At 54.5% G+C, this 23,596-nt stretch carries 19 protein-coding genes; 6 read left to right on the top strand and 13 right to left on the bottom strand.

Features of this window, described 5'->3' with window-relative positions; genetic code table 11:
• Window positions 1-76: 76 nt before the first annotated feature.
• Window positions 77-574 (bottom strand): hypothetical protein, encoded by a 498-nt coding sequence (locus OR1_RS05310; RefSeq protein ID WP_041970508.1) that lies wholly within the window; start codon window positions 572-574, stop codon window positions 77-79.
• 689 nt (window positions 575-1,263) lie between these two features.
• On the opposite strand from OR1_RS05310, the gene OR1_RS05315 reads away from it, so the two are divergent.
• The 3 genes from OR1_RS05315 (at window position 1,264) to OR1_RS05325 (ending at window position 5,550) form a co-directional block, all read left to right on the top strand.
• The gene (locus OR1_RS05315; RefSeq protein ID WP_041970509.1) at window positions 1,264-1,575 is read left to right on the top strand and encodes a hypothetical protein; all 312 of its coding nucleotides are present in this window, start codon (window positions 1,264-1,266) and stop codon (window positions 1,573-1,575) included.
• Window positions 1,576-2,361: 786 nt separating this feature from the next.
• Entirely contained in the window at window positions 2,362-4,797 is a 2,436-nt protein-coding gene (locus OR1_RS05320) for a cache domain-containing protein (protein ID WP_052440271.1), read from the top strand.
• Between the two features lie 246 nt (window positions 4,798-5,043).
• On the top strand, window positions 5,044-5,550 hold the full coding sequence (locus tag OR1_RS05325) for a chemotaxis protein CheW (protein WP_041970511.1): 507 nt from the start codon (window positions 5,044-5,046) through the stop codon (window positions 5,548-5,550).
• Between the two features lie 104 nt (window positions 5,551-5,654).
• Here the strand turns inward: OR1_RS05325 and OR1_RS05330 are convergent, their stop codons facing one another.
• The 7 genes from OR1_RS05330 to argJ all read right to left on the bottom strand — a co-directional run bounded on the left by OR1_RS05330 (window position 5,655) and on the right by argJ (window position 12,990).
• A complete protein-coding gene (locus OR1_RS05330) occupies window positions 5,655-5,960 on the bottom strand; it encodes a hypothetical protein (protein WP_041970512.1) in 306 nt (101 codons plus the stop codon).
• Between the two features lie 24 nt (window positions 5,961-5,984).
• Window positions 5,985-8,651, bottom strand: a complete 2,667-nt coding sequence (locus tag OR1_RS05335) for a valine--tRNA ligase (RefSeq protein WP_041970513.1) — start codon at window positions 8,649-8,651, stop codon at window positions 5,985-5,987.
• A gap of 110 nt (window positions 8,652-8,761) precedes the next feature.
• Complete coding sequence (locus OR1_RS23010; RefSeq protein WP_041970515.1) at window positions 8,762-9,955, bottom strand: PleD family two-component system response regulator; 1,194 nt, start codon at window positions 9,953-9,955, stop codon at window positions 8,762-8,764.
• Window positions 9,956-10,105: 150 nt separating this feature from the next.
• The gene (locus tag OR1_RS23015) at window positions 10,106-10,444 is read right to left on the bottom strand and encodes a serine hydrolase (protein ID WP_272946190.1); all 339 of its coding nucleotides are present in this window, start codon (window positions 10,442-10,444) and stop codon (window positions 10,106-10,108) included.
• Window positions 10,428-11,282 (bottom strand): serine hydrolase, encoded by an 855-nt coding sequence (locus OR1_RS23020; RefSeq protein WP_272946191.1) that lies wholly within the window; start codon window positions 11,280-11,282, stop codon window positions 10,428-10,430. Before OR1_RS23020 ends, OR1_RS23015 begins: the two co-directional genes overlap by 17 nt.
• Before the next feature lie 101 nt (window positions 11,283-11,383).
• Window positions 11,384-11,788: a DUF2914 domain-containing protein gene (locus tag OR1_RS05350; protein ID WP_041970516.1), complete on the bottom strand. Its 405-nt coding sequence runs from the start codon at window positions 11,786-11,788 to the stop codon at window positions 11,384-11,386.
• A gap of 20 nt (window positions 11,789-11,808) precedes the next feature.
• The gene (gene argJ, locus OR1_RS05355; protein WP_041970517.1) at window positions 11,809-12,990 is read right to left on the bottom strand and encodes a bifunctional glutamate N-acetyltransferase/amino-acid acetyltransferase ArgJ; all 1,182 of its coding nucleotides are present in this window, start codon (window positions 12,988-12,990) and stop codon (window positions 11,809-11,811) included.
• Window positions 12,991-13,088: 98 nt separating this feature from the next.
• Here argJ and OR1_RS22715 point away from each other — a divergent pair, with 98 nt between their 5' ends.
• The gene (locus OR1_RS22715; protein WP_237754229.1) at window positions 13,089-14,066 is read left to right on the top strand and encodes a YpsA SLOG family protein; all 978 of its coding nucleotides are present in this window, start codon (window positions 13,089-13,091) and stop codon (window positions 14,064-14,066) included.
• Complete coding sequence (locus OR1_RS22720) at window positions 14,038-14,781, top strand: HD domain-containing protein (RefSeq protein WP_237754230.1); 744 nt, start codon at window positions 14,038-14,040, stop codon at window positions 14,779-14,781. The genes OR1_RS22715 and OR1_RS22720 overlap by 29 nt, the downstream gene beginning before the upstream one ends.
• A gap of 166 nt (window positions 14,782-14,947) precedes the next feature.
• Here the strand turns inward: OR1_RS22720 and secA are convergent, their stop codons facing one another.
• Together secA and OR1_RS05375 are read right to left on the bottom strand one after the other, a co-directional pair.
• Window positions 14,948-17,653 carry a preprotein translocase subunit SecA gene (gene secA / locus OR1_RS05370; RefSeq protein WP_041970518.1) on the bottom strand — a complete coding sequence of 902 codons (2,706 nt, stop codon included), beginning with the start codon at window positions 17,651-17,653 and terminating at the stop codon, window positions 14,948-14,950.
• Between the two features lie 131 nt (window positions 17,654-17,784).
• Window positions 17,785-18,696, bottom strand: coding sequence for a cytochrome c (locus OR1_RS05375; protein WP_052440272.1), 912 nt, complete (start codon window positions 18,694-18,696; stop codon window positions 17,785-17,787).
• A 126-nt stretch (window positions 18,697-18,822) separates the two neighbouring features.
• On the opposite strand from OR1_RS05375, the gene OR1_RS05380 reads away from it, so the two are divergent.
• Window positions 18,823-20,184: an MATE family efflux transporter gene (locus tag OR1_RS05380; protein ID WP_041970770.1), complete on the top strand. Its 1,362-nt coding sequence runs from the start codon at window positions 18,823-18,825 to the stop codon at window positions 20,182-20,184.
• A 3-nt stretch (window positions 20,185-20,187) separates the two neighbouring features.
• Here OR1_RS05380 and OR1_RS05385 read toward each other — a convergent pair whose 3' ends face one another.
• From OR1_RS05385 to OR1_RS05395, 3 genes are read right to left on the bottom strand one after another with little or no spacing between them, the layout of a single operon-like run.
• The gene (locus OR1_RS05385; protein ID WP_041970520.1) at window positions 20,188-20,631 is read right to left on the bottom strand and encodes a hypothetical protein; all 444 of its coding nucleotides are present in this window, start codon (window positions 20,629-20,631) and stop codon (window positions 20,188-20,190) included.
• Window positions 20,631-21,914, bottom strand: coding sequence for an HDOD domain-containing protein (locus OR1_RS05390; protein WP_041970522.1), 1,284 nt, complete (start codon window positions 21,912-21,914; stop codon window positions 20,631-20,633). Before OR1_RS05390 ends, OR1_RS05385 begins: the two co-directional genes overlap by 1 nt.
• Window positions 21,915-21,974: 60 nt before the next feature.
• Complete coding sequence (locus OR1_RS05395) at window positions 21,975-23,558, bottom strand: glucose-6-phosphate isomerase (RefSeq protein ID WP_041970771.1); 1,584 nt, start codon at window positions 23,556-23,558, stop codon at window positions 21,975-21,977.
• Window positions 23,559-23,596 lie beyond the last annotated feature (38 nt).

Below are 23,596 nucleotides of genomic sequence, written 5' to 3' on the forward strand. Positions count from 1 at the left end.
TAAAGAGAAATATGGAACCTCAATCTCTTCAATCTGTTTGGGGCTGATATTTGGCTGTGCTGCGCCGTATGCATCTTTAAGGACTCTGTCGCGGATTGGTGACAACAAATTCCTGTCGAAGAAGAGGTTTTACGCCACGGGGCGTTGCAACCATGCCGATTATTTCGAGAGTTGTATCTGGAAAGTATTCAGAAGATTTGATTAGGCGTTCGGCTAATGCTGCCATGTCGCCGTGATGGTAGGTTAATTCATTCATCTTGATGGCCCAGGTCAGACCATCAGCATCCTGCATGAAGTAGACTAGGTTTTCTCCACCGCGGATTTTGCCACTATGTCGCCAAAGTGCTAAAAAATCCGTTTCAGGGATTACTTGCTTATCGTTTTGCGTCGCCCACTCAAGGGCTTTTCGGTCCTGCTGCTTTCTGAATTCTCCAGAATAAACCTTGTCTGGTCGATCGCCCGCTTCAAGGTAATCTTGGAGGTCTTGGATTGACTGTCTAATCGCTTCGATTGAGCCAGTTTGCAAGCCGCATTTATTACCGGTTTGATATAATTCATGGTTTTCCCCTTCCATGCCTGTCTCACTATTCTTTTATATTACTCTTCTTGTCTCAACAATTGCCAACAAGAAAAATTTGTTAACCCTTACGACCCGCATTGTTATGTTCCGTAAACAAGCGTCGTCCCTTCAATTGGTGTTTGCGAAAGCTTCCCCGATTGGGACAGGTTGGAAATAGAGCTAGATGAGCACTGTAGTCAAAACTTGTCTGTCTTTGGGGAAGCTTACGGGTTTCCTCCTTGAAATAATAAAGTCAGATCGGATTACCTGCCTTTTGGGTAATATCTCGATTAACTTTTTAGTTATCCACTTCTTTCAATATGTTACAGTCGTTGCATTCTGTTAGTTTTTTGACGCAATTGTATACAGTTCTGATTAAGTATTGACACGCAATAACGGGTAGTTACAAGTGCAGCCTATTCTCTGGGCAATGAGTTAAAGTCCTATTGTATTCGTTACATTCTTGGGCTGTTTCCACAGGTAATGCGTAGTTTTCCACAAGGGCCGTGGAAACTGGCATAGGTGTCAAAATTTAATCAAATTGCGGGTTACTTTCTTGCAATCATCAGGAACTCAATAGATCTATCTTCGATATTGTGAATCAGACTCCAAGTCTGACCCACCATCGGCGCCCCAAGGTTGACCCGCCCAAGATAAGTCACATTTACTAAGAAGTTACTTGACTAGTGGAGTGGAAGCAAGACATGAACAACTCAGGCCAGCCATCGGGATCTATAAATGATCTAGCACAGAGTCTGCTCAGGCTGAATCAGCGGGCAGCAAAGGAATACGGTCAGATTGTCGAGCAAATTCTTAATTCCAAATGCCGGGACGTGTCCCACATAGAGCATATTCTTGATGGGTTACTGGATTTTTGTGGATATGCTCCGGCCTTAGAGCACTACCGCAGGTTGTGTCGCAATTATTATGACATCAATCCAGTGGCCGCCGCTTATTATGCTCACGCTTACCGTGAAATGTGGGATTTGAATAATGATGGGGAATCGGAGGAGTGATGAATATTTTTAAACATCACTGTTAAATTGATTTAGATTAGCTAGGGGTAAGACATTTACATACATTGTTTATGGATATGACGCGGATGGAAATGATGGGTGCCTGTGCTAGTTAGCGCGGCCCTGCCTGAGACTGACGGTGGCATGGTGGATGCGGCTGCCAGAAAGTAGTGGGGTGGTTTGTTCGTAAGCTTTCCTAAGGAAAGACAGATCAAGAATAGAGCTATCTTCGAATCTCTGGAGCTTTAAAGCCAGACTATTTCAGGGGAAGCTTACGCCTCCTCGTCAGAAATTCAAAAGAATATGTCCACAGCATGGACCTATTCTTGAAACGTGTCCATCTTTTGTTGTTTTTTGGACATGTTTTTTATAGCAAGTGCTCGCGCTAAGGAGGCATCCCGTGGATTAACGCATTAGGTCAACTTACAGTACTTAATTGATCATTAGAAATTGCCAGGTCCGGTTTAGAGTTAATTATTCGCATCGACTCTTGAATCCTGCAAATCATTCGCGTCCACTACTAGAATATATAGATTCTAATAAATTTCACAATCACTTCAAATCTTAAGAAATCCATTTGCATCCACTTCTGGAATTTACAGGATAATCAAAACAAATTCTCAGAAAAACTTACATAGCCGGAAAAGTCGCCCTTCTTCCTTAAGATTGATCAACATTAATCCGAATAAATAATTGAGCCCAGCCCCAAAAGAACGCAAAGCTTCGGGCCGTCGCGCTGCCGCAGAATAAAAGATCGGCGACTCATCGAAAAAGTGGGGACATATCGTGATCGATAGATTCATGCTGCTGAGGAATTGGGGGGTTTTCTTCAAGATTGTCGGTATTTCCGCGTTGAGTGTAGGCGTGGTTACCTTTACGCTGTTCATCTATCTGCTCCCTCTCATCGAAGGCAAGCTCCTTTCAGAACGGAAAAAGGCGCTGCAACATATCGTCGAAACAGCAACCTCAACAGTCGTATATTACGCGGAAATGGTCCAGGAGGGAAAACTCGACGACGCCTCGGCCCAGCAGCAGGCAATAGCCAATATTCGCGCAATTCGCTACGGCAACAACGACTATGTTTGGGTCCACAATCTCGACAATACCATGGTATTGCATCCCATGGCGCCCCTTTTGGAGCATAAAGACCTGAGCAACTTTAAAGATTCTGCCGGTAATCGGATCTTTATGGATATGAACCGGCTGGTGAGAAGCGAAGGCCGAAGTTTCTACGGATATTTCTGGCCAAGGCCCGGGAGTAACGAGCCGGTTGCAAAGATATCTTACATTTCCCTTTATGAGCCATGGCAATGGGTTGTAGGCAGCGGGGTTTACGTCGACGATGTCGCCCAGGAAATGAGCACACTTAGACACAATATTCTGTTCGGGGCAACCATCCTTTTCGCGGCTATTCTGATCTTCTCGGTATACGCGGCCAGGAGGATCAACCGACCACTCAAACAGGCGCTGATCCATGCAGCCGATGCGGCAAAAGGCGACTCTGATATCGCATTGAAGGGATGCAGCGACGAAACTCACCAGTTGCTCCACGTCATAACCCAGATGGTTGCCGAACTCAAACAGGCCAAGGAAGCAGCAGAGTCGGCCAATAGCTGCAAAAGCCGGTTCCTTGCCAATATGAGCCACGAAATCCGGACCCCGATGAACGCCATCATAGGCATGACAGAGCTGGCACTCCAGACCCCGCTTCCCACCGATGTCCGAGGCTACCTGGAAACGGTTGTCAACTCATCCGAGGGACTGTTGGCTCTGATCAACGATATTCTGGATATCTCGAAGATCGAGGCGGGCAAGATTGAACTGGAAAAGACCCGCTTTAATCTGCACTCAATAGTTTCTGAGAGTGCCGATACGTTGACGGTCCTGGCTCATAACAAAGGAATCGAGTTGATCGTCCAGATAGAACCCGATGTCCCGAAGATCTTGGTTGGCGACCCAACACGTCTCAGGCAGGTACTCTGCAATCTGATCAGTAACGCTGTCAAATTCACCACCCAAGGGGAAGTGGTAGTGGGGATCGCAAAGGAAACGCGGAAGGAAACCGGAAACAATGCAGGTTTAATTGGGCTCCATATCAGGGTATCTGATACCGGAATCGGTATCCCCAAAGACAAACTGAGCACAATTTTCAATTCATTTACCCAGGCTGAGGATTCGACAACCCGCCGCTTTGGCGGTACCGGACTCGGGCTATCAATCTGCCGGAGTCTCGTCACCATGATGGATGGCAGTATCTGGGCTGAAAACAACCCAGGTGGCGGAAGCACCTTCAACGTAATTGCCCGGTTGGGTGTGGATCCTTCGCAGGAATTGGACGTATCCCCGAGTCGGGTCAGCTCAGATCGCTATCAAGGTCAAATAGCCACCAACGAACAAACTGATTTGCATAGTCATAATACAGCTATTGCCGCACCACGGGCTCAAGAGACCGGCTCTTTGCGGATTCTTTTGGCTGAGGACAACGCCGTCAACCAAAAAGTGGCGACTCTCATGCTGGAGAAGATGGGACACACAGTGGTTGTTGCCCCCAATGGGAAGGAAGTGCTCTCGTCATTGCGGAATGCGATGTATGATCTGATCCTGATGGATATTGAAATGCCTGAACTCGACGGAATTGAGACTACCAGAATTATCAGAAATGGGGAGTTAGGAGCAGGTCTGGCCAACATTCCAATTATCGCAATGACTGCCCATGCCTATAAGGAATACAGTGTCAATTGCCTTACTGCCGGCATGAACGACTTCATTATCAAACCAATCCGCAGGGCAGATCTGGCTGCGGTGCTAAACAGGCACTCCCTGGTAACAAGCGTCGGCTCTGCTAATGTTAACGAATCAGACCCAGGGAACCCGATCGACTACCAAGAGGTTCTGGCTCGTTTTGAAAACGACAGAAGAATTCTGAGAATCATACTCGATGCATTTCTGCTTGATGGGCCGCATCAATTGGCTATTCTTCATAAGGCTCTTCTGGATGGGAACCAAACCCTCGCCTCGTTGCAGGCGCATACATTAAAAGGATGTGCAGCAAATATCGGAGCGCAACGCCTGAGTGAAATCGCCAAAAAGCTCGAACAGGCGCTTAGTTCCCATGACCGTGCCGCGGCTTCCGATTTGGCTTCGGCGATTGACGAGGAAATGATCGCCCTCCTCCATCATATCCCGTCTTACTTGCGTGACAATCATGACATAGCGTCCTAAACCCGATGATGCCGGGGTTAGGCCTGATGCAGAAGCCCGGTCCCTCCTCCAATTGATATCCCAGCCCTAGTCAATTCTTGCACAGATGTCCCATTTCTGACATCACCAACCGCTACAAACCTGCAGCTTAAACACTCAACCATCTGATATCACTGTGATCGCGATATCTACGAGATGGCATGAGATTTGTTATGCATACCTGTGACAAAAGGAACATTCACCTTGCAATTGAAAGGAGAAAGATAAATGGAAATCACGGGAACAGTACAAAATCCGGCAGAGCAAAAATTGGGTCTGACCACACTGCAAATGGTAAGTTTTACCGTTGGGGACGAGGAGTTCTGCGTCGATATCCTCAAGGTTCAGGAGATCATAAGGATGGTGAAAATCACCCATATGCCCAATGCGCCGGAATATGTCGAGGGGATTATCAACCTCCGTAACAAGGTGATTCCGGTAATTGACTTCCGCAAGAAGATGCACTTTTCGGGAGGCACCGCGCTTAATGAACAGGAGCGCCGGATTGTGGTGGTCTCATTCGGCAAAACTCTTGTAGGACTGATTGTTGACAAAGTGTCGCAAGTCATGAAGATTTCTCCGGACCATATCACCTCAACTCCGGAAGTAATAAAAGGGTATGACAGCGAATGCCTGATGGGTATCGGCCGGGTAAACGAAAAGCTGATCGTGCTGCTTGATCTTGACAAGATGTTCCGGCAGGAAGATATGGAAACCTTGCCGCAGGCAGCCTGAAGCATTCTGATCAAAACAAAGATGAAGAGGCCGCACCTGGAAAGGTGCGGCCTCTTGTATTTTTGAGCAATTGAACGTCTTGGCCGGATTTTGCAGCTATCGGTTCACGTCAGCCGGCCCAGCTTCCACCGGACAAATACCTGTAGCATGATATCCAGGATTACTACAATGGTGACGATCAGCAAAAGCATACTGTTGTCGCCGAAATACGCCAGGCAGTCGAAAAACATGTACAATGCCACGACAGCTGAAAGCAGCTTACGGATGGAGTTTGTTGTCCAGACATCCGAACCCGGCTGCTCAACCGAGATTTTTCTGACCAGCAACGGAGCCATGAAATAGCCGAGTGTGGCATCGACAATAACCAGTGTGGCATTGGCCAGGAATATCTGGAGAATATATTTTCCCATCAAGTTGTCACCGAAAGCGACACGCTACGTCCCAAGCCGCCTGATCTTCTCCAGGCTCTCGGCCAGTACCTCTTTTTTAGCGGTCACTTCTGCCAGTTTTTCGCGTTCCTTGGTTACGATATCCGCAGGGGCGCGATCCACGAAACTCGGGTTTTCAAGCTTCCCGGAAATGACCTCGATATCTTTGCTCACTTTGGCAATTTCCTTCAAAAGCCGTTTTTCCTCTTCTTCCACATTCACCAAACCCTTGAGCGGCACGAAAATTCGGACATCGCCGGCCACCTGGATGGAAGCATCCTCAGGTTTTTCAATATCGATGCCGATCGCCAGGTCGGCAATACGGCCAAGAGAGACAATGGCCCCTTCGTTATGCTTCATGAGCTGCACGGATTCATCGGAGCTGCAGGAGAGAATGACGCTAATCTCCCTGGATGGTGGGACCTCCATCTCGCCGCGGATATTCCTGATCCCGCCGATAACGGCCATAACCTTTTCCATATTTGCAGCAGCAGCCGAAAAATCTATCTTAGGTGAATATTCCGGGTACGAGGCCAGCATGATGCTGGGAACGCTCTTGTCACCGGGGAGCGCCTGCCAGATCTCCTCGGTAATGAAGGGCATGAACGGATGGAGCAGCCTGAGCAACTGCTCCAGAGTGCTCCAAAGCACATACTGAACCACAGCCTTTCTCTCCAAGTCTTCACCGTAAAGGTCCTGCTTGGAAAGCTCCAGATACCAGTCGCAGAATTCGCTCCAAGTGAACTGGTACAGCCCCATGGCTGCCTCGTTGAAACGATACTCTGCCAGGGCAGCGCCGGTGTCCCTGGCCGTCTCGTTGAGCCGGTGGAGAATCCACTGGTCCGCTTCAGAAAGGTGCAGGCTTTCAACAGCCACGGAATCCGGGGCAAAGCCGTTCAGATTCATCAGGGTAAAGCGGGCCGCGTTCCAGACCTTGTTGCAGAAATTGCGGTAACCGGCGATGCGTTCCTCGGCCAGCTTGATATCGCGGCCCTGAGCGGCAAAGGCCGCCAGAGTGAACCGGAAGGCGTCAGTGCCGTACTGGTCGATGATGGTAAGGGGATCAATGACATTCCCCTTGGATTTGCTCATCTTCTGCCCCTGGGCATCCCGCACGAGTGCATGGATATAGACATCGCCGAACGGCACCTCGTCCATGAAATGCAGCCCCATCATCATCATCCTGGCAACCCAGAAGAAGAGGATGTCGAATCCGGTGACCAAGCAGGAAGTCGGGTAAAAGGTGGAGAGCAGCGGCGTCTTTTCCGGCCATCCCATGGTGGAAAACGGCCAGAGTGCGGAAGAAAACCAGGTGTCGAGCACATCCGTCTCCTGGCGGATCTCATCGCTGCCGCACTTGCAGCACTTTGCAGGGTCATCCATGGCCACAGTCACTTCACCGCAGTGGTCGCAGAACCATGCCGGGATCCGATGCCCCCACCAGATCTGCCGGGAGATGCACCAGTCGCGGATGTTTTCCATCCATTCGTAATAGGTGTTTTCCCACTGCTTCGGCACAATGCGGGTCTTCCCGTCCTTTACCGCCTGGTGTGCACGCTCGGCCAGCGGACCGACCTTTACATACCACTGCAGGGACAGATAAGGCTCTACCACTGTTTTACACCGGTAACAGCCGCCAACAGCCATGGCATGGTCATCAACCTTTTCCAGGAGACCGGACTCTTCCAGCTCGGCAACGATCCGCTTGCGGGCCTCGAACCGATCCATACCCTCGTACTGCCTGCCGGCGGAGTTGATAATCCCCGATTCATCGAAGATGTTTATCTTGTCCAGGCCGTGGCGAAGCCCAACTTCGAAATCGTTGAAATCATGGGCCGGCGTGATCTTGACCACTCCGGTGCCGAACTCCAGATCCACATAGTCGTCCGCAATCACCGGGATCTCCCGGTTTACCAGCGGCAGTACGACCTTTTTCCCGATCAGCGTACGGTATCGCTCGTCATCGGGATGCACGGCCACGGCAGTATCACCGAGCATGGTCTCCGGGCGGGTTGTAGCCACGACCACATATTTCCCCGTTTCCCCGGCAACCGGGTACCGGATATGCCAGAGATGCCCCTTTTTCTCCTCATGCTCGACCTCGATGTCGGAAAGCGCGGTATGACACCTGGGGCACCAGTTGATCAGCCGGTTGTCCCGATAGATCAGGCCGTCTTCATAAAGGCGGACAAAAACGGTGCGTACCGCCTTGGACAACCCCTCGTCCATGGTGAACCGCTCGCGTTCCCAGTCGCATGACGCCCCCAGCCTCTTCAGCTGGCCGATGATCTGGCCGCCCGACTCGGCCTTCCACTTCCAGACCCTCTCGATGAACTCTTCGCGCCCGAGATCGTGGCGGTCTTTCCCCTCGGCGGCAAGCTGCCTTTCCACGACGTTCTGCGTGGCTATCCCGGCGTGGTCTGTACCCGGCATCCAGAGGACGTTATACCCCTGCATCCGCTTCCAGCGGCAGAGGATATCCTGCAGTGTATTATTCAACGCATGCCCCATGTGCAATGCGCCGGTCACGTTGGGCGGAGGGATGACGATGCTGTACGGCCTCTTCCCGGAAGTCTCGGCAGCGGCAAAATATCCGCTCCTCTCCCAATGCCGGTACCAATTCGCCTCAACTGCCTGGGGTTCGTAAATCTTCGCCAGTTCTTTTTCTGTCATACCGTTACCTCGTAAAGCTGCACGATAATAAAAAAGGGGATTTGCATCCCCGTGTTCAAGCAAAATTTTCGGTTAACAGGGGCGCTGAGCCACCACCCCTGCCCTTGAGTCTATGAGCCGAACCCTTGCTTAATCTTCCTGATCTCTTCCCGGATCAGATTTTCTGCCAGGTCAGGCACAATCTCCCACACGATTTTTTCTATCGTTTCCCGGGAGATCTGGCTTAACATAGCCCGCAACTGATCCTCGTCGATCGGCGCCGCTGCCGGAGTAACTGCCGGTTCCGGAGCAACTTCTGAAGTGATGACCTGCGGAGCCGGCTCGTCCTGCTGTGCCGTTGTCCCAAACACGATTTCGTCTGTAAACTGCTCAGGAATATTGGCAAGATCAGCCAGAGGCCCGCCCATGCCAACGGCAAAAGTTTCTCCCGGAGGGGTCGGCTCTTCATGCTGATAGGTGAATACCTCTTCTTCCAGAGGCTCCCATTTGGCTTCAAATGCATCTTCTGCTTCAGGTTGAAATACCGCGGGCTCCGAAGCTTCTTCGGCAACTTGTTCACCAGCAAAAGGATCAGTGATTGGCGGTTCCTCGACCTCTTCTGCCGGCAGTTCCAAGGTCTCAACAGGAGATGCGGCAGTAGCTTCCAAGTCGACAAGGTCAAAAACACCCCAGGGATCATCTCCCGGCGCAGCCTCGACTATTTCGACAGCGAGTTCTGAAGGAACCTCCTCATCGGGAACCGTTGCTTCCTCAAACTGAGCTGGCTCGGGAGAGAGGTTGAGATCGAACATCTCCGGGATCGGTTCAAATGAACTCTCGAAATCCTGAACCGGCTCGTCCCACGGTCCTGCCAATGGCGGTGCAAAAGCCTGTTCCGTTTCCGGAACAACCGGTTCCGCCGCAACAGGCGAAGGAGTTGCCACTGCGCGCTGCCTGCCGATCTCCAGCAACATCTTCACTTTTTCCACTAACTGCTGTGATTCGAAAGGCTTTGAGATAAAGTCGTCTGCTCCGCATTGACGGGCCTTGTTCTCGTCAAACGGCTCGAAAGCGCCGGTCATCAACAATAGAGGTATTGTATTGAGAGTTGGATCATTGCGCACTTCCTGGCAGACCTCATAGCCGTTTCTGCCGGGCATCAGGGCATCTACCAGCATGACCGAAGGCATGATCTCACGGGCCTTCTCCAGGGCCTGCACGCCATTGTCCACCACGGTAAGCTCATAATCCTCATTGGCAAAGATGATCCCTACCACTTTTTGTATGGTAATACTGTCATCAGCGAGGAGTAATTTTGTGCCCATCCATCCCTCCGGTGTTAATACAATGCAGCATCACAGCTGCGGTGAGATCCTTGCAAACGCATCTCCGAAAAGAACCTAAAGCACGTAAATACTGGCAATAATCGGAGAAAAGCTAACACACAAGGCACAGGGTGTCAAGTTGATTACCTGCTATAAACGCTCCGTAGCCACTGCCTGAAGAAGATCGGCAAGAGGACGTTGCGGAGAGAATTGCGCGGCGACAATCGTCGAAAGGTTGCTTCTCAATCGGCTAAACCCCTTGGTATGTCGGTAATCAAGCCGTGACGTCAGCAGAACGACAAATACGTCAGCGTTTGGGTCAAGCCAGAGAGAAGAGCCGGAGTATCCGGTATGGCCGAAGGAGAGTTCCGAGAAACCGTTACCGCGCGGTGCCGAATAGGCAGAAGCAATATCCCAGCCCAGACCGCGGACCACGCCACCTCCCCGGGCATAATACGGAGCCGTCATCTGTTCAATGGTTCGGGGCAAAAGGACCGTTACCCCCCCTGCCTTCGCCGCGATTCAGAATCATCATGCAAAAGCGGCCGAGGTCGCCGGCAGTGGAAAATACGCCGGCATGACCGGCAACTCCGCCAAGCTGCCGGGCGAGAGAGTCCTGAACCTCTCCGGGAAGCACGGCATGTTCACCGACAGCGGTCGGCGCACAACGTTCCGCACGTTCCTTGCCGGGATTGAAACAGGTATCGCGCATATCGCTGGGAGCAAATATATTCGCAGCGGCAAACTGGTCAAGCGGCAAAGCACCGGCCCGGCTGACGATCTCCCCGAGAAGAATGAAGTTGATATCGGCATAGCGGAATCTGTTACCCACAACCCCTTTGGGCTTTTGGGCCGCAGCACCGGCCAAAGCGCTCGGCATCGGGTTGGCGGCTGACAGGGTAAAATCGTCGAGCCCGGAAGTGTGCGTCAGGAGATGCCAGATCAACAGGTCGTCTCGCTGTGAAAACTCCGGCAGCCATTTTTTTACCGGATCAACCAGAGAAATTCGTCTTTCTTCGGCAAGTTTGAGAATAGCAGGGGCCGTGGCAACCACCTTGGTAAGCGAGGCGATGTCAAAAACCGTATCGAGGGTGATCGGACGAGACAAGGGGTCTGCAGCGACACGACCGTAAGGCTTTTCGAAAACAATCCCTTTCGCAGTTCCCACCAGAACCACCCCGCCGGCGATCAGCCCGCCGGAGATCGCCTCTTCCATCAACCGGTCAACCTGCTCTGACCGAAAAGGCTGAATGGTCAGGGCATTCCCGCAGCATGCTCCGGGTACCAGAATGATAAGCAGTATGAGAATGGCACAGTATTTTTTCATATAATAAGATTCTTTAAAATCGATCAGCCGCGAGCAAGGCGCATTGAGAAAGCTGCGCCGGGATAATTCAGCCATAAAAAAACGGGGGTAGTTCCCCCTTGTCAATTCATCCTGAATTTAACAGACCTGAGCAGCTTTCCCTCACTGTCCAAGGCATCGACTCTCCAGTCGCCGGCCATGCCCTTTCCCACGACCCTGCTGCTGTAAGTGCGCCATTTTTTGCCTTTTACCGGGAGTTCCGACTCCCCCATCTTCTCGTTGCCTCGATACCAGATATGCTTTACGGTGGTTTCCCCTTCTTCATCGGAAACCAGGCGGGTGAAGCAGTAAAGTTCCCGTACCGATGAGGACGAAATCCTGTGAACCGAATCAATCGGATTGCCCCGTACGACCTTGGTGGTCACCGCCATCTCGGTTATCTTCAGGGAAGCCGCTTCAGGACTCGAACTAAAAAGCAGAGTCAGGCCTATCATCAGTACGAATGTCAGTATAGTAATTTTTTTCATGCTAACTCGGTTGGTTAGAGTCAAGTCCGATAATCAGCGTTTATCTTAACATAATCATATGAAAAGTCACTGGTGTAAACAGTTGACCGGCCTGTTCCGAGCGCCAGGTCAATATTAACCTTGAATTCCGGCTTTTTCAACACCTCTGACCCCTTTTTTTCCGCATCGCCACCGACAAACACCCCTCCCGACACCATCAGGACATCATCGAAGCGTAATGAAACCTGCGTTTGGTCCACTGCCGCGCCCGAATAGCCGACCGCCGCCAGAATTCTGCCCCAGTTGGCGTCCTGACCGAAGAATGCGGTCTTTACCAGCGGTGAATTGGCTACCGCCATCGCAGCCAGGCGCGCATCGGCATCACTGACCGCACCGGAGACATTGATGGTCACAAACTTGGTGGCACCCTCGCCGTCCCTTACTATGGCCTTTGCCAGATCGAGTGCCACCCCGGAAAGAAGTTCGGCAAACTGCCCGGCATCAGGCGAAGCAGAGGAGATCGGCGCATTCCCGGCCATGCCGTTTGCCATCACAAGCGCAGTGTCGTTTGTGGACATGTCGTTGTCCACCGTGATGCAGTTGAAAGAGGCATTAACGGCGGCGCGGAACGACTGACGGAGAAAATCGGCATCCACTGCAGCATCGGTAACAATGAAAGAGAGCATAGTGGCCATGTCGGGCCTGATCATGCCGGCTCCCTTGGCCACGCCGGCGACAGTATACGGTTTGCCGTCGGCAACACCCTGCCTCACGGACATCTTAGCAAAGGTGTCCGTGGTCATGATCGCTTTTGCGACATCGTCAAGCGTACCGCCATCCAAACCTTTTATCAGACCTGGGATCGCGGTTTTAATACGCTCCATCGGCAACTGGACCCCGATGACGCCGGTTGAAGAAGGAACAATCAGCGCCTCGTCAACACCAAGCTCCTTAGCCACAAAGGCAGCCGTTTCCCTGGCCGCCGCCATGCCGGGGTTGCCGGTGCAGGCATTGGCATTGCCGCTGTTCACGACAACCGCCCGGAGAATGCCGCCGGCAACACGCTCCTGGCCAAGCAGCACCGGCGCGGCCTTGACCTTGTTGCTGGTGAAGGTTGCCGCGCATGCCGCCGGCACCTCTGACAATATCATGGCCAGGTCCTTCCGGCCCGGCTTCTTGATGGCCGCCTCAACGGCGGAGAATCTGAATCCTTTGATCATCACGCTCTCCTGTACAAGATCTGCTCAAAAACTTTATTAGCACAGAATAAGAGGTTTCGCCAAGGTTTCCTTATGGCCACTCCTCTGATAATATCCTGGATATGTCGCAGTCAACCATTGCAAAATTAATCTCCGGCGGCCAGACCGGCGTTGACCGGGCCGGGCTGGATGTAGCCATGCGTCACGGTATCCCTGCCGGAGGGCATTGTCCCCGCGGTAGAAGAGCGGAAGACGGCACCATACCGGAATGCTATCCCCTTACGGAGACCTCTTCTCCCGACTATGCGGTCCGTACCCGCATGAACGTGCGGGAAGCGGATGCTACCCTCATCCTGAACCTCGGGGAACTGGACGGGGGAACCAGGTTGACGGCAGAATATGCCGCAAAGCGAAACAAGCCGTGCCAGATCGTGCAGCTCGACCGGAAAAGTCATTCAGCTGCGGATACCGCAGACTGGCTCAGCGCACACAGGGTAGCAATCCTAAACATTGCCGGGCCGAGAGAGAGCAAGCGGCCCGGGATCTACGGCAAATCCGTGGCATTCCTGGAGCGCCTGTTGGCGATAATCGCCCATCGCTCAGGCAAAGAGACCCTGGCCAGGACAACGGCATTCATAGGCACTGTTTTTCCGTCCCGTCTCCACAATCAGGTCTTTCTGGTCGGCGGGATAGTCCGCGACATCCTGACCGGCAGAAACAGTCATGACATTGACCTTGTTGCTGCTGTTTCCGAAGAGGACCTGCAGCTCAGCGGCTTTCGCCCGGTTGCAGGCAAAACCACGGCACCGATCATGTTCCGTTACGATCAGGAGTTCGGCAAGATCGAGGTGACGGTTATTGCGGACAGGGAAGCCCTCGCCATTGACCTGGCATCCCGTGATTTTACCTGTAATGCCATTGCCATGACCCTTGAGGGGGAGCTGATCGACCCGATTCAAGGTAAAAAAAGAACTTCTGCACCGCCGGCTGAAAGCCTGCTCGTCAGAGGCGTTCGTTGTCGATCCGATCCGGATCTTCCGGGCATTTCGTTTTGCAACGGATGGCTGGAACATGTCACGCGAGACCAGGCTGCTGATTGACGGGGCGGGTTGGGAGGAACGCCTGGCGTTGATTCCGATCGAACGGTTCACTCGCGAGATGGAGAAAGCGCTCGCAGGATACAACCCGGTCCGGTTCTTCAGCATGATGCTGGAAGCTGGAATCGGGGCATGTTACCTGCCGGAGCTGTTCAACATGCCGAAGATACCGGCAGGACCGCTTGAGCATCACCCCGAGGGAGACCTGTTCAGCCACTCCTGCCAGGTCCTCGAACGGGTCGCCTGCAGAACCGACGACCCCATCGCGCGTTTCTGCGCCTTTTTCCACGATCTCGGCAAGCTTGCCACCGCCCCGGCATTATACCCCAAGCACCACGGCCACGACGAAGCAGGGTTCGACATGGCTGCCCTCTTCTGCGACCGGCTGAAACTGCCGGGGTCATGGAAGAAAGCCCTTGCCTGGACCAACCGGCTGCACAACAACGCCAACAAATGGGAGGAGTTGCGGGACAGCACCCGGATCAGGATGGCGGAACAGGCGATAAAAGGGGGGATTTCGGAGATCCTGGCGCTGGTCTCCGCGGCGGACAGGCCGCGGCCAGCAGCAATGCCGGGATGGGAAACAGCACTCAAAGCGGCACGAATGTCCACTGAAGAACTTGGCATACCGCCACTGCAGCTGGAGATGATGGCACCGGAAAACCGGGGCGCGTTCATCCTGCAGAAGCGGATCGAGGCCCTCCGGAAAAGGGGATGAAAAAAGCCTCCAGTAGCATTCACCGGAGGCCTTGTTAACACTATTTGTTCGCGATCAGAAATGCCCAGATGCTAGGCGCCGAGAAGTGACGAGCGAGGCATACATCAGTACGCCGCAGTGAGGAGCGACGAGGCAACACCGCAGATGGGCGTTTATCATCGCGAACCTACTTGCCGCAGCAGCGTTTGTACTTCTTACCACTCCCGCACGGACACTGCTCGTTCCTGCCGGCGGCCTTGTCGCTCTTGGCCGGGTTCTGATGGGCAGCCTCTTCCCCGCCCATGTTGTACTGGATCTTTCGTCGTTTCTTATGCTCTTCCTCCAGCCGCTCGACCTCTTCCTCCAGGTCCTCTTCCTTGGCCAGCTGCACCCAGAATATCTTCTCCACCACCTCGGCCCGAATCCGCACGATCATGGCCATGAAGAGGTTGAACGCCTCTTTCTTGTACTCGTTCTTCGGGTCCTTCTGACCGTAGCCGCGGAGCCCGATCCCCTCCTTCAGGTGGTCGATGTTCAGGAGGTGGTCTTTCCATTGCTGGTCAATGGTTGAAAGCATGATCCACTTGATCAGGTAATCCATGTTCTCTTCGCCAAAATGCCCCAGCTTTTTGTCGAAGATCACCATGACCTCTTCCTTCAGCAGCTTGCGGAAGTTGTCCGGCGTGAGCCGCCGGATGGTATCTTCCTGCAGGTCCAGCTCAAGTCCGAAAGTCTTGTACAGCGTTTCGACAATGCTCTCCCAGTCCCACTCCTGGCCCGGTACCTTATCGATGGCGAATTCGGTAACGATGTCGCCGATACTCTCGTCCAGCATCTCCAGGAAGATATTGCGGATATCCTCGCCGGCCAGGATCTCCTTGCGCTGGGTGTAGATCACCTCGCGCTGCTTGTTCATGACGTCGTCATAGTCTATGAGATGCTTCCGGATCTCGAAGTTGTGCGCTTCGACCTTTTTCTGGGCGTTTTCTATCGCCTTCGAAATCATGCCGTGGGTGATCGCTTCACCTTCTTCGATCTTCAGCAGATCCATGATCTTTGCCACCCGGTCGGAACCGAAAATCCTGAGCAGGTCGTCCTCAAGCGAGAGATAGAATCGTGACGAACCAGGGTCACCCTGGCGTCCGGAACGCCCCCGGAGCTGATTATCGATCCGGCGCGATTCATGCCTCTCCGTGCCGAGGATATGGAGACCGCCGAGAGAGACAACCTCGTCATGCTCAGCCTTGCAGACCTCTCTGGCTTTTTGCAGCATCTGCTCGTACTGCTCATCGGTTGCATCCGGGTTTTCACGCCGCCAGTTCTTTGCCAGTCCATCTGGGTTGCCGCCGAGCACGATGTCAGTACCGCGGCCGGCCATGTTGGTGGCGATCGTCACCATCCCCTTGCGGCCCGCCTGGGCCACGATCTCGGCCTCGCGCTCATGCTGTTTGGCGTTGAGCACATTATGGGGGATACCCTGCCGTTTCAGGAGTTCGGCAAGAACCTCGGACTTCTCGATGGAGATGGTGCCGACCAGGACCGGCTGCCCCTTGGCATGCAGCTCCTTGATCTCCTCGATAACGGCAGAGAACTTCTCGCGCTCGGTCTTGTAGACCACATCCGGGAAGTCGGGACGAAGCAGGGGCCGGTTGGTCGGAATAACCGTAACGTCGAGGTTGTAGATCTTGTGGAACTCCTCGGCCTCGGTATCGGCTGTGCCGGTCATGCCGGAGAGTTTCTCGTACATACGGAAATAGTTCTGAAAGGTGATAGTGGCCAGGGTCTGGTTTTCGTTCTCGATCTTGACCCCCTCCTTGGCCTCGATCGCCTGGTGAAGGCCGTCGGACCAACGACGGCCCGGCATCAGCCGTCCGGTGAACTCGTCGACGATCATGACTTCGCCGTCCTTCACCACGTAATCCACGTCCAGCTTGAAAAGGGCATGGGCGCGGAGCGACTGGTTGACATGGTGCAGGATTTCGATGTTGCGTGGATCGTACAGGTTATCGATCTTCAGCAGCTTCTCGACCTTCAGCACCCCTTCTTCCGTAAGGGATGCCGATTTCGCTTTCTCGTCCACTGTAAAATCGCCGGTATATGTCTTTCTCTTGCCGGAAAGGGTGTTGGCCTCGACCTCCTTGACCTCTCCCTTGACGAGCTTCGGGATGATCTGGTCGATGATGTAGTACTTATCGGTCGACTCCTCGGTCGGACCGGAGATGATCAGCGGGGTTCGCGCCTCGTCGATCAGGATGGAGTCGACCTCGTCGACGATCGCATAATTGAAGGGGCGCTGCACGTAATCATCCAGGTCGAACTTCATGTTGTCGCGCAGATAGTCGAAGCCGAACTCATTGTTGGTGCCGTAGGTAATGTCGGCTGCGTACGATTCACGGCGTTCTTCGTCATCGAGGCCATGGACGATGATGCCGACGGTGAGACCGAGGAAGCGGTAGATCCGTCCCATCCATTCCGCGTCGCGCTTTGCCAGGTAATCGTTGACCGTGACTACATGCACCCCGCGGCCGGTCAGGCCGTTCAGGTATGCCGGAAGCGTGGCCACCAGGGTTTTACCCTCGCCGGTCTTCATCTCGGCGATCCGGCCCTGGTTCAGAACCATGCCGCCGATCAGCTGGACGTCAAAGTGGCGCATCCCGAGCACCCGCTTGCCGGCCTCGCGGCAGACGGCAAAGGCCTCGGGAAGAATCGAATCCAGCGACTCACCACGACCAAGGCGCTCCCTGAACTCGACAGTCTTGTTTTGCAGCTGATCGTCGGAGAGGCTTGCAAGCTGCGACTCCAAGGCATTGATCTTCTCGACAACAGGCCACATCCGCTTCAGTTCTCGATCGTTCTTGCTCCCGACCAACTTCTTTATAATTGCACCGAACATCGACAGGCTCTCCCTGATTTTGCAAATTTGGAAACAGGTATAAGTACCACAAAGGGAATTTCAGCTCAATAAAATAAGAAAAGGCCCCCGATCCGGAGGCCTTTTCCTGTTGCCGACTTTTCCTTCAGCCGCTACTTCTTCTTGCCGCTCGCCGGCAGGTCATGAACGTCGAGGTGGCAATCGAGGCATTTCGGGAACCGTGACAGGAACGCCTTGTTGTGCGGTGCGGCATGACACTCGGTGCACTTGGGAATGTACTTGTGCTTGGTGTGGTGGCACTGGGCGCAGTTGACCTTGGCATGCTTGCTCGGGGTCTTCTGCCACTTTTCAAAAATCTTCTTATGGCACGCACCGCAGGTGACGGCCGGAGAATCCTTGGGATAGGTGATCAGTTTCGGATTATGGACCGGGTGGCACTTCAGACAGGTCGAGAACTCCTGGCCAGCGTGGTGCGGCTTGTGGCACATGGAGCATGCCGGGATATAGCCGTGCGAGGTGTGGCACTTGCTGCAGGCAACCTTGCTGTGCTTGCTCAGGTTCTTGGTGAGCTGCTCCTGGGGTCCGGTGTGGCACTGGCCGCAGGCGCCGGCAAGCCTGGCATTGGCAACCATCTTCTTGGGAGTGTGCGGATTGGAGTGGCAGTTGGCGCAATCGGTGATCTTCGCTCCGTGCGGCTCATTGTGGCAGGTTGCGCACTTGGGCATCAGGCTATCGTAATTGGCCTTCTTGGGGTTATAGGCGTGGAAAACTGCATGGCACTTCTGGCAGTCGAACGTATGCTTGGCGCCGTCCTGCTTGATGTCGTTGAAATATCCGGGGTGACACTGGCCGCACTGGCTGACGGTAAGCGGCTGCAGGTCGGCCTTGTAAAGCTCGGGGGCCTTGGTGATCTTGACCTTCAGTTTACCCTCGCCGGACGCGGCAAACGCCCCCCGGCAACGGTGCAGACAATAGCCATGACCGCCAGAATGAGATGTGTACGTACTCCTTTCATCGCCTTCCTCCTTAGAATTTAGTAAGCCAAACAATGCATATGGCAACATAAGCAGCTGTATACGGGGTCATTACTAAGCACAAATGAGAGAAATAATCAATCCAATTCTTCAGTGGATGGCTGGTCCGGGCGGTTTGCAGTTGACACCCTGACTATCAGCAGGTATGAGGATGAGATGGCGCAGGCTTCCGGAAAACAGCACGAACTTTTGCAAGACCCGATCCCTAAGCTGTTGTTTCGGCTTGCGTTTCCTGTCGGCGTCGGGTTCTTCTTCAACACAATGTTCAATGTGGTGGATACCTTTTACGCCGGACTGATCTCCACCCAGGCCCAGGCGGCCATTTCCCTGTCGTTCCCGCTGTTTTTCCTGATGATTGCCGTTGGTAGCGGCATATCCACTGCCTCGACCTCGCTCGTTGGCCATGCCCTGGGAGCGGGCAACAGAAGGGAAGCCGAATTGTATGCGGCGCAAACTCTCTCGTTCGCCATCCTCCACGGCATACTGCTGTCGATTGCCGGCCTCGCTGCCGCTCCTGCACTCCTGGGGATGCTCGGCGCTCAAGGGGAGTATCTCAAGGACGCGCTCTCATACATCGGCGCCATCTACACCGGGGCTGCCTTTTTCATTCTCAACCAGGCCCAGAACGGCATCCTGAGCGCTAGCGGCGATACCAGGAGCTTCCGCAACTTCCTGATTACGTCGTTTCTGTTAAACCTGGTCTATGACCCCTGGTTCATATATGGCGGCCTCGGACTGCCACCGCTAGGGATCTCGGGAATAGCCTGGGCCACTGTCTGCATCCAGGGATTAGGCACCCTGTACATGTTGCGCAAGGTGCTCGCTACCGGCCTGATCTCATGGCGCTCCCGGCGTCTGGCGTTACCCTCTGCCGGGCCGTTCCGCAACCTGGCATTCCTCGGTTTCCCGGCGAGCCTCACCATGCTCACCGTGGCCATCGGCGTTTTCGTGATCACCTGGTTCGTCGGCAAGTACGGCTCCGAGGCCGTGGCCGCTTACGGTATCGCCACCCGGATCGAGCAGGTGCTCCTCCTGCCGGTCATGGGGTTGAACGTCGCCACCCTGGCGCTGATTTCGCAGAACAGGGGCGCGCTCCGGTTCGACCGGGTCAGGGAAACCGTGAAATTCGCCTTGAGCCGCGGGCTGATGCTGGTATCTCTCGGCTCCGCAGCCGTATTCATAGCCGCAGGGGCACTGATGACCCTCTTTTCCAAAGACCCGGTAGTAACCGGGACTGGCGCAGTCTATCTTAGGTTTGCCGCCTTTGCCTTTCCCGCCTATGTGGTGCTCTACATAAACTCCTTCGCCCTGCAGGGAATCAGAAAACCCCAGCTGTCGCTGGCAATTGGCGTTTACCGCCAATTCGTCGCGCCGCTGCCGATCTTCTGGCTGCTCGCGAATCATCTGGGGTGGGGATTGAACGGGATCTGGGGCGGGATAGTCGTGATAAACTGGTCGGCAGCGCTGATCTCGCTGGTGGTGATCCGCAAGGTGATGAAGGGGTTGGAAAAGCTGTAGAGGTTAGCGCAATCCCAGACGGCCGAGAACGATCCCGGCATACAGATTGAGCAGATGGTCCCTATGCAGGAAAGAGAATACCGGCGGTTTCCGGGTGCCGACCTCCTCAAGCATGGCGGCCAATTCTTCGTTATTCCCGAACGCGGCGCCCTGACGCAACGACTCCAGGGCTCCATCCTTGTCCCGCCCCAGCAGACAGATCTTCGCCAGGTTCAGGTAGTGAATCTGGTTCTCCGGCTCCTCGTCCAGCGCCTCGCGGCAGAGGATTCTCCCCCTGGAGATCTGCCCCCGCTCCTTGGCGATACAATAGCCGAGATAAGACAGGCATTCGGGCGTCCCGCCCGCATCCACCGCCTTTTCGAAATGCACCAGGGCGCTGAGGCTATCCCCCTGCCCCAGTTTCACTATACCGCGGTTAAGGTGTTGTTCGGCAGAGATAGGCCCCATCACATCGCCTTTATCTGGTTGAAGGAATTTATCGATCGGGAATAGACTTCCTGGATGGTTTCTTCGTCAAGACCTATCGTCCTGAGCAGTTCCGGGTCGAGCCCGGCTTCGGAACCGGCCTGCACGACCTGGTCCGCGACCTGTATCAGCGCGATCATCGAGTTCACGATGCCGCCGAAGTTCCGGTTATGGTGATACCTGATCAGATTCTGGATCGCCTCCGGATAGTTCCATTTCCGGGCAATAAGCGACCCGATCTCCGCATGCCGCGTGTTGAGCAGATCCTCCAGCAATGCCTGTTCGATCTCGAAGTCCTTGGCCACGCTCAGGATCACGGTCTTGCCGAGATCCAGCAGCAATCCCCCCAGGAAGGCCTCCTCGGGATCGAGCCGGCAGTGGCGGGCCAGGCCACTGGCCACGAAAGCGGTTTTCAGGGCATCGTCCAGTATCTGTTGCAGCTTTTCCTGGGGGATATCCTTGTTCTGCAGGGAGTTGATCTGAATTCCAGTGACGATATTCATGATCTCGCGCATGCCGAGCCGTACGATGGCGTAATGGATCGAGTCCACCTGGCCGGAAGCGGCATACAGAGCGGAGTTGGCGATTTTGAGGATGCGCGAGATCAGGACCTGGTCGGTCATGATCAACTTCGCCATATCCTGAAAGGTGGTCTTCTCGTCCTCCATGAGCGAGATCAGCTGCATCAGCATGCCGGGAAGCACCGGCAGCTGGAACTCCTCCCGGTACAACCTCTGGTTGATCGTTTCGATCGCCGCATCCCGCTGCCGGGAGTCCCGGTTCATCTCGTCGAAGATCCGCACCGCATCGAAGATAATCCGGCCGGTCTCAAGCCTGACCGGTCCGTTGGCCACGATATCCGGGAGCGGCGAGGTAACGGAAACCGAACCGTTCTTGCTGACGAACACCTCGATCAGGATCTTCTCCACCAGCTGCCCGAGGTGTTCGGACAGTTCAATCGCAGAGATCAGTCCGTTTTCCACCAGGAACCGGGTAAAGGAGAGACCCGAATTCTTGCTTGCGGTCAGGGCCTGAAACACCTTCATTTCACTCAGGGCGCCGCTCTTCACCAGGTATTCCCCCAGCCGGTACCCCTTTTTCTGCGACGATACGAACACGATCTTGCCGTTTTCCATGCAGAGAGTTATGTCGTTGTCGTTTTCAAGGTTGACGTTCACCACGCAGGAGAGGCGGTTCATGTCGATCCACTGCAGCACATCCGGAATCGGCATAAAATTCAGATCGACATTGAAAAGCACTGCCATACCATCACCTTCTGTTTGTTATCGTCACCTTGTAATCTGTTCGGTCTCAGCGGGAAAAAATTAAGTGCACTTAAAACGGCTCAGCGATATGTTCGCCCCCCGCTCCATCTGCACCCCGCGATCCGGGTTCATTGCCAGACGGAAAAGTATCCGGAAAACGGTTTCGGTCTCACCTGGCTCACCTGCAGCTTCGGCAATCTCTTGCGCGGTATGGTGGACACCGGGCTGGGAATGAAGAGCTGTCATCACCCGTTCCTGCAGGGCGAGCACTGCGGTGGCCGCCTTTTTGCCGGCCTCCACCCCGGGCTGGTGGTAGGCGTTGATCCCCACAATAAAGGCGTAAAGGCCTACGGCCCGTTCGTATAGCGCGATCAGCGTGCCGACGCCGGCAGCATCGAGCCGTTCGATGGTAATGGTCAACGATTCGCGCCCATTTCCTGCCAGGGCCTTGCGCGTCCCCTGCAGGAAGCCGGCAAGATAATCGCCGCTGGTAACGCCGGGCTCGACCTCCAGCGACTTTCCTTCGCGGTCCCGCAACACTTCGATAAAGGTGACGAAGAAGTTGTTCACCCCTTCGCGAAGCTGCTGCACATAGGCGTGCTGGTCGGTCGACCCCTTGTTACCGTAGACCGAGATCCCTTGATTCACCACACTGCCATTAAGATCGAGCTCCTTGCCGATCGACTCCATGATCAGCTGCTGCAGATAGCGGGAGAAGAGTAGCAGCCGGTCCTTGTACGGGAGCACCACCATATCCTTTTCGCCCCGGCCGTTGGTGGCATAATGCCACATCAGCGCCAGCAGCGCCGCCGGGTTGTTCCGGGTTTCTCCGCGCCGGGTCAGCTCGTCGCAGACCTGTGCACCTTTGAGCAGCGCATCGATATCGATACCCTGCAGGGCTGCCGGCAGCAGTCCAACCGCGGAGGTAACCGAGGTGCGGCCGCCGACCCAGTCCCACATCGGAAAGCGCGCCAGCCAGCCGCCTGCGACAGCGGCCTTGTCGAGTTCGCTCCCGGCCCCGGTCACGGCAACCGCCTGTTTCGGAAAATCCAGCCCCGCGGCCTTGAACGCTGCCTGGGCTTCCAGCATGCCGTTTCTGGTCTCCTTGGTGCCGCCGCTCTTGGATATGACCACCACCAGGGTTTCTGCAAGCCCAGGACCGATCTCGGCCAGCACCTTGTCAATCCCGTCCGGATCGGTATTGTCGAAGAAATAAGGCTTCAACCGGTCGGATGACCCTCCCAGGGCATCGGCAACGAACTGCGGCCCCAGGGCGGAACCGCCGATCCCGATCACCAGAACCCTGGTGAACACGCGTCTCGCCGGCGGGGCAATTTCGCCGCTATGAATAGCAGCGCTAAATTCCTTGATCGCCCGGACGCTGAACTCGATCTCGGCGCTAATACCGCTATCCGGTGCCAGTGCCGGGTTCCTGAGCCAGTAATGTCCGACCATCCTGTTCTCATCGGGGTTTGCTATTGCGCCGCCTTCCAGCGCTGCCATCGCGCTGAATGCGGCCTGCGCGGCAGGCTCCATTGCGGCAAAGAAACCGTCGCCAAACCCCATCCCGCTGATATCGATCAACAGTCCGGCTTTAGGGCAATCGCACAGATATTTCTGATATCGCTCCCAATTAGATGACATGACCCCTCCGTGGTATTCGCCCATAAAATTGCTCCAGT

The sequence above is a fragment of the Geobacter sp. OR-1 genome (assembly GCF_000813145.1).
Classification (GTDB): Bacteria; Desulfobacterota; Desulfuromonadia; order Geobacterales; family DSM-12255; genus Geoanaerobacter.

Excerpts from the sequence above, each read along its gene's own strand:
- OR1_RS05310 (WP_041970508.1), bottom strand. The coding sequence starts at position 574 with ATGGAAGGGGAAAACCATGAATTATATCAAACCGGTAATAAATGCGGC.
- OR1_RS05315 (WP_041970509.1), top strand. The coding sequence starts at position 1,264 with ATGAACAACTCAGGCCAGCCATCGGGATCTATAAATGATCTAGCACAG.
- OR1_RS05325 (WP_041970511.1), top strand. The coding sequence starts at position 5,044 with ATGGAAATCACGGGAACAGTACAAAATCCGGCAGAGCAAAAATTGGGT.
- OR1_RS05330 (WP_041970512.1), bottom strand. The coding sequence starts at position 5,960 with ATGGGAAAATATATTCTCCAGATATTCCTGGCCAATGCCACACTGGTT.
- OR1_RS05335 (WP_041970513.1), bottom strand. The coding sequence starts at position 8,651 with ATGACAGAAAAAGAACTGGCGAAGATTTACGAACCCCAGGCAGTTGAG.
- OR1_RS23010 (WP_041970515.1), bottom strand. The coding sequence starts at position 9,955 with ATGGGCACAAAATTACTCCTCGCTGATGACAGTATTACCATACAAAAA.
- OR1_RS23020 (WP_272946191.1), bottom strand. The coding sequence starts at position 11,282 with ATGAAAAAATACTGTGCCATTCTCATACTGCTTATCATTCTGGTACCC.
- OR1_RS05350 (WP_041970516.1), bottom strand. The coding sequence starts at position 11,788 with ATGAAAAAAATTACTATACTGACATTCGTACTGATGATAGGCCTGACT.
- OR1_RS22715 (WP_237754229.1), top strand. The coding sequence starts at position 13,089 with ATGTCGCAGTCAACCATTGCAAAATTAATCTCCGGCGGCCAGACCGGC.
- OR1_RS22720 (WP_237754230.1), top strand. The coding sequence starts at position 14,038 with ATGTCACGCGAGACCAGGCTGCTGATTGACGGGGCGGGTTGGGAGGAA.
- secA (WP_041970518.1), bottom strand. The coding sequence starts at position 17,653 with ATGTTCGGTGCAATTATAAAGAAGTTGGTCGGGAGCAAGAACGATCGA.
- OR1_RS05375 (WP_052440272.1), bottom strand. The coding sequence starts at position 18,696 with ATGTTGCCATATGCATTGTTTGGCTTACTAAATTCTAAGGAGGAAGGC.
- OR1_RS05380 (WP_041970770.1), top strand. The coding sequence starts at position 18,823 with ATGGCGCAGGCTTCCGGAAAACAGCACGAACTTTTGCAAGACCCGATC.
- OR1_RS05385 (WP_041970520.1), bottom strand. The coding sequence starts at position 20,631 with ATGGGGCCTATCTCTGCCGAACAACACCTTAACCGCGGTATAGTGAAA.
- OR1_RS05390 (WP_041970522.1), bottom strand. The coding sequence starts at position 21,914 with ATGGCAGTGCTTTTCAATGTCGATCTGAATTTTATGCCGATTCCGGAT.
- OR1_RS05395 (WP_041970771.1), bottom strand. The coding sequence starts at position 23,558 with ATGTCATCTAATTGGGAGCGATATCAGAAATATCTGTGCGATTGCCCT.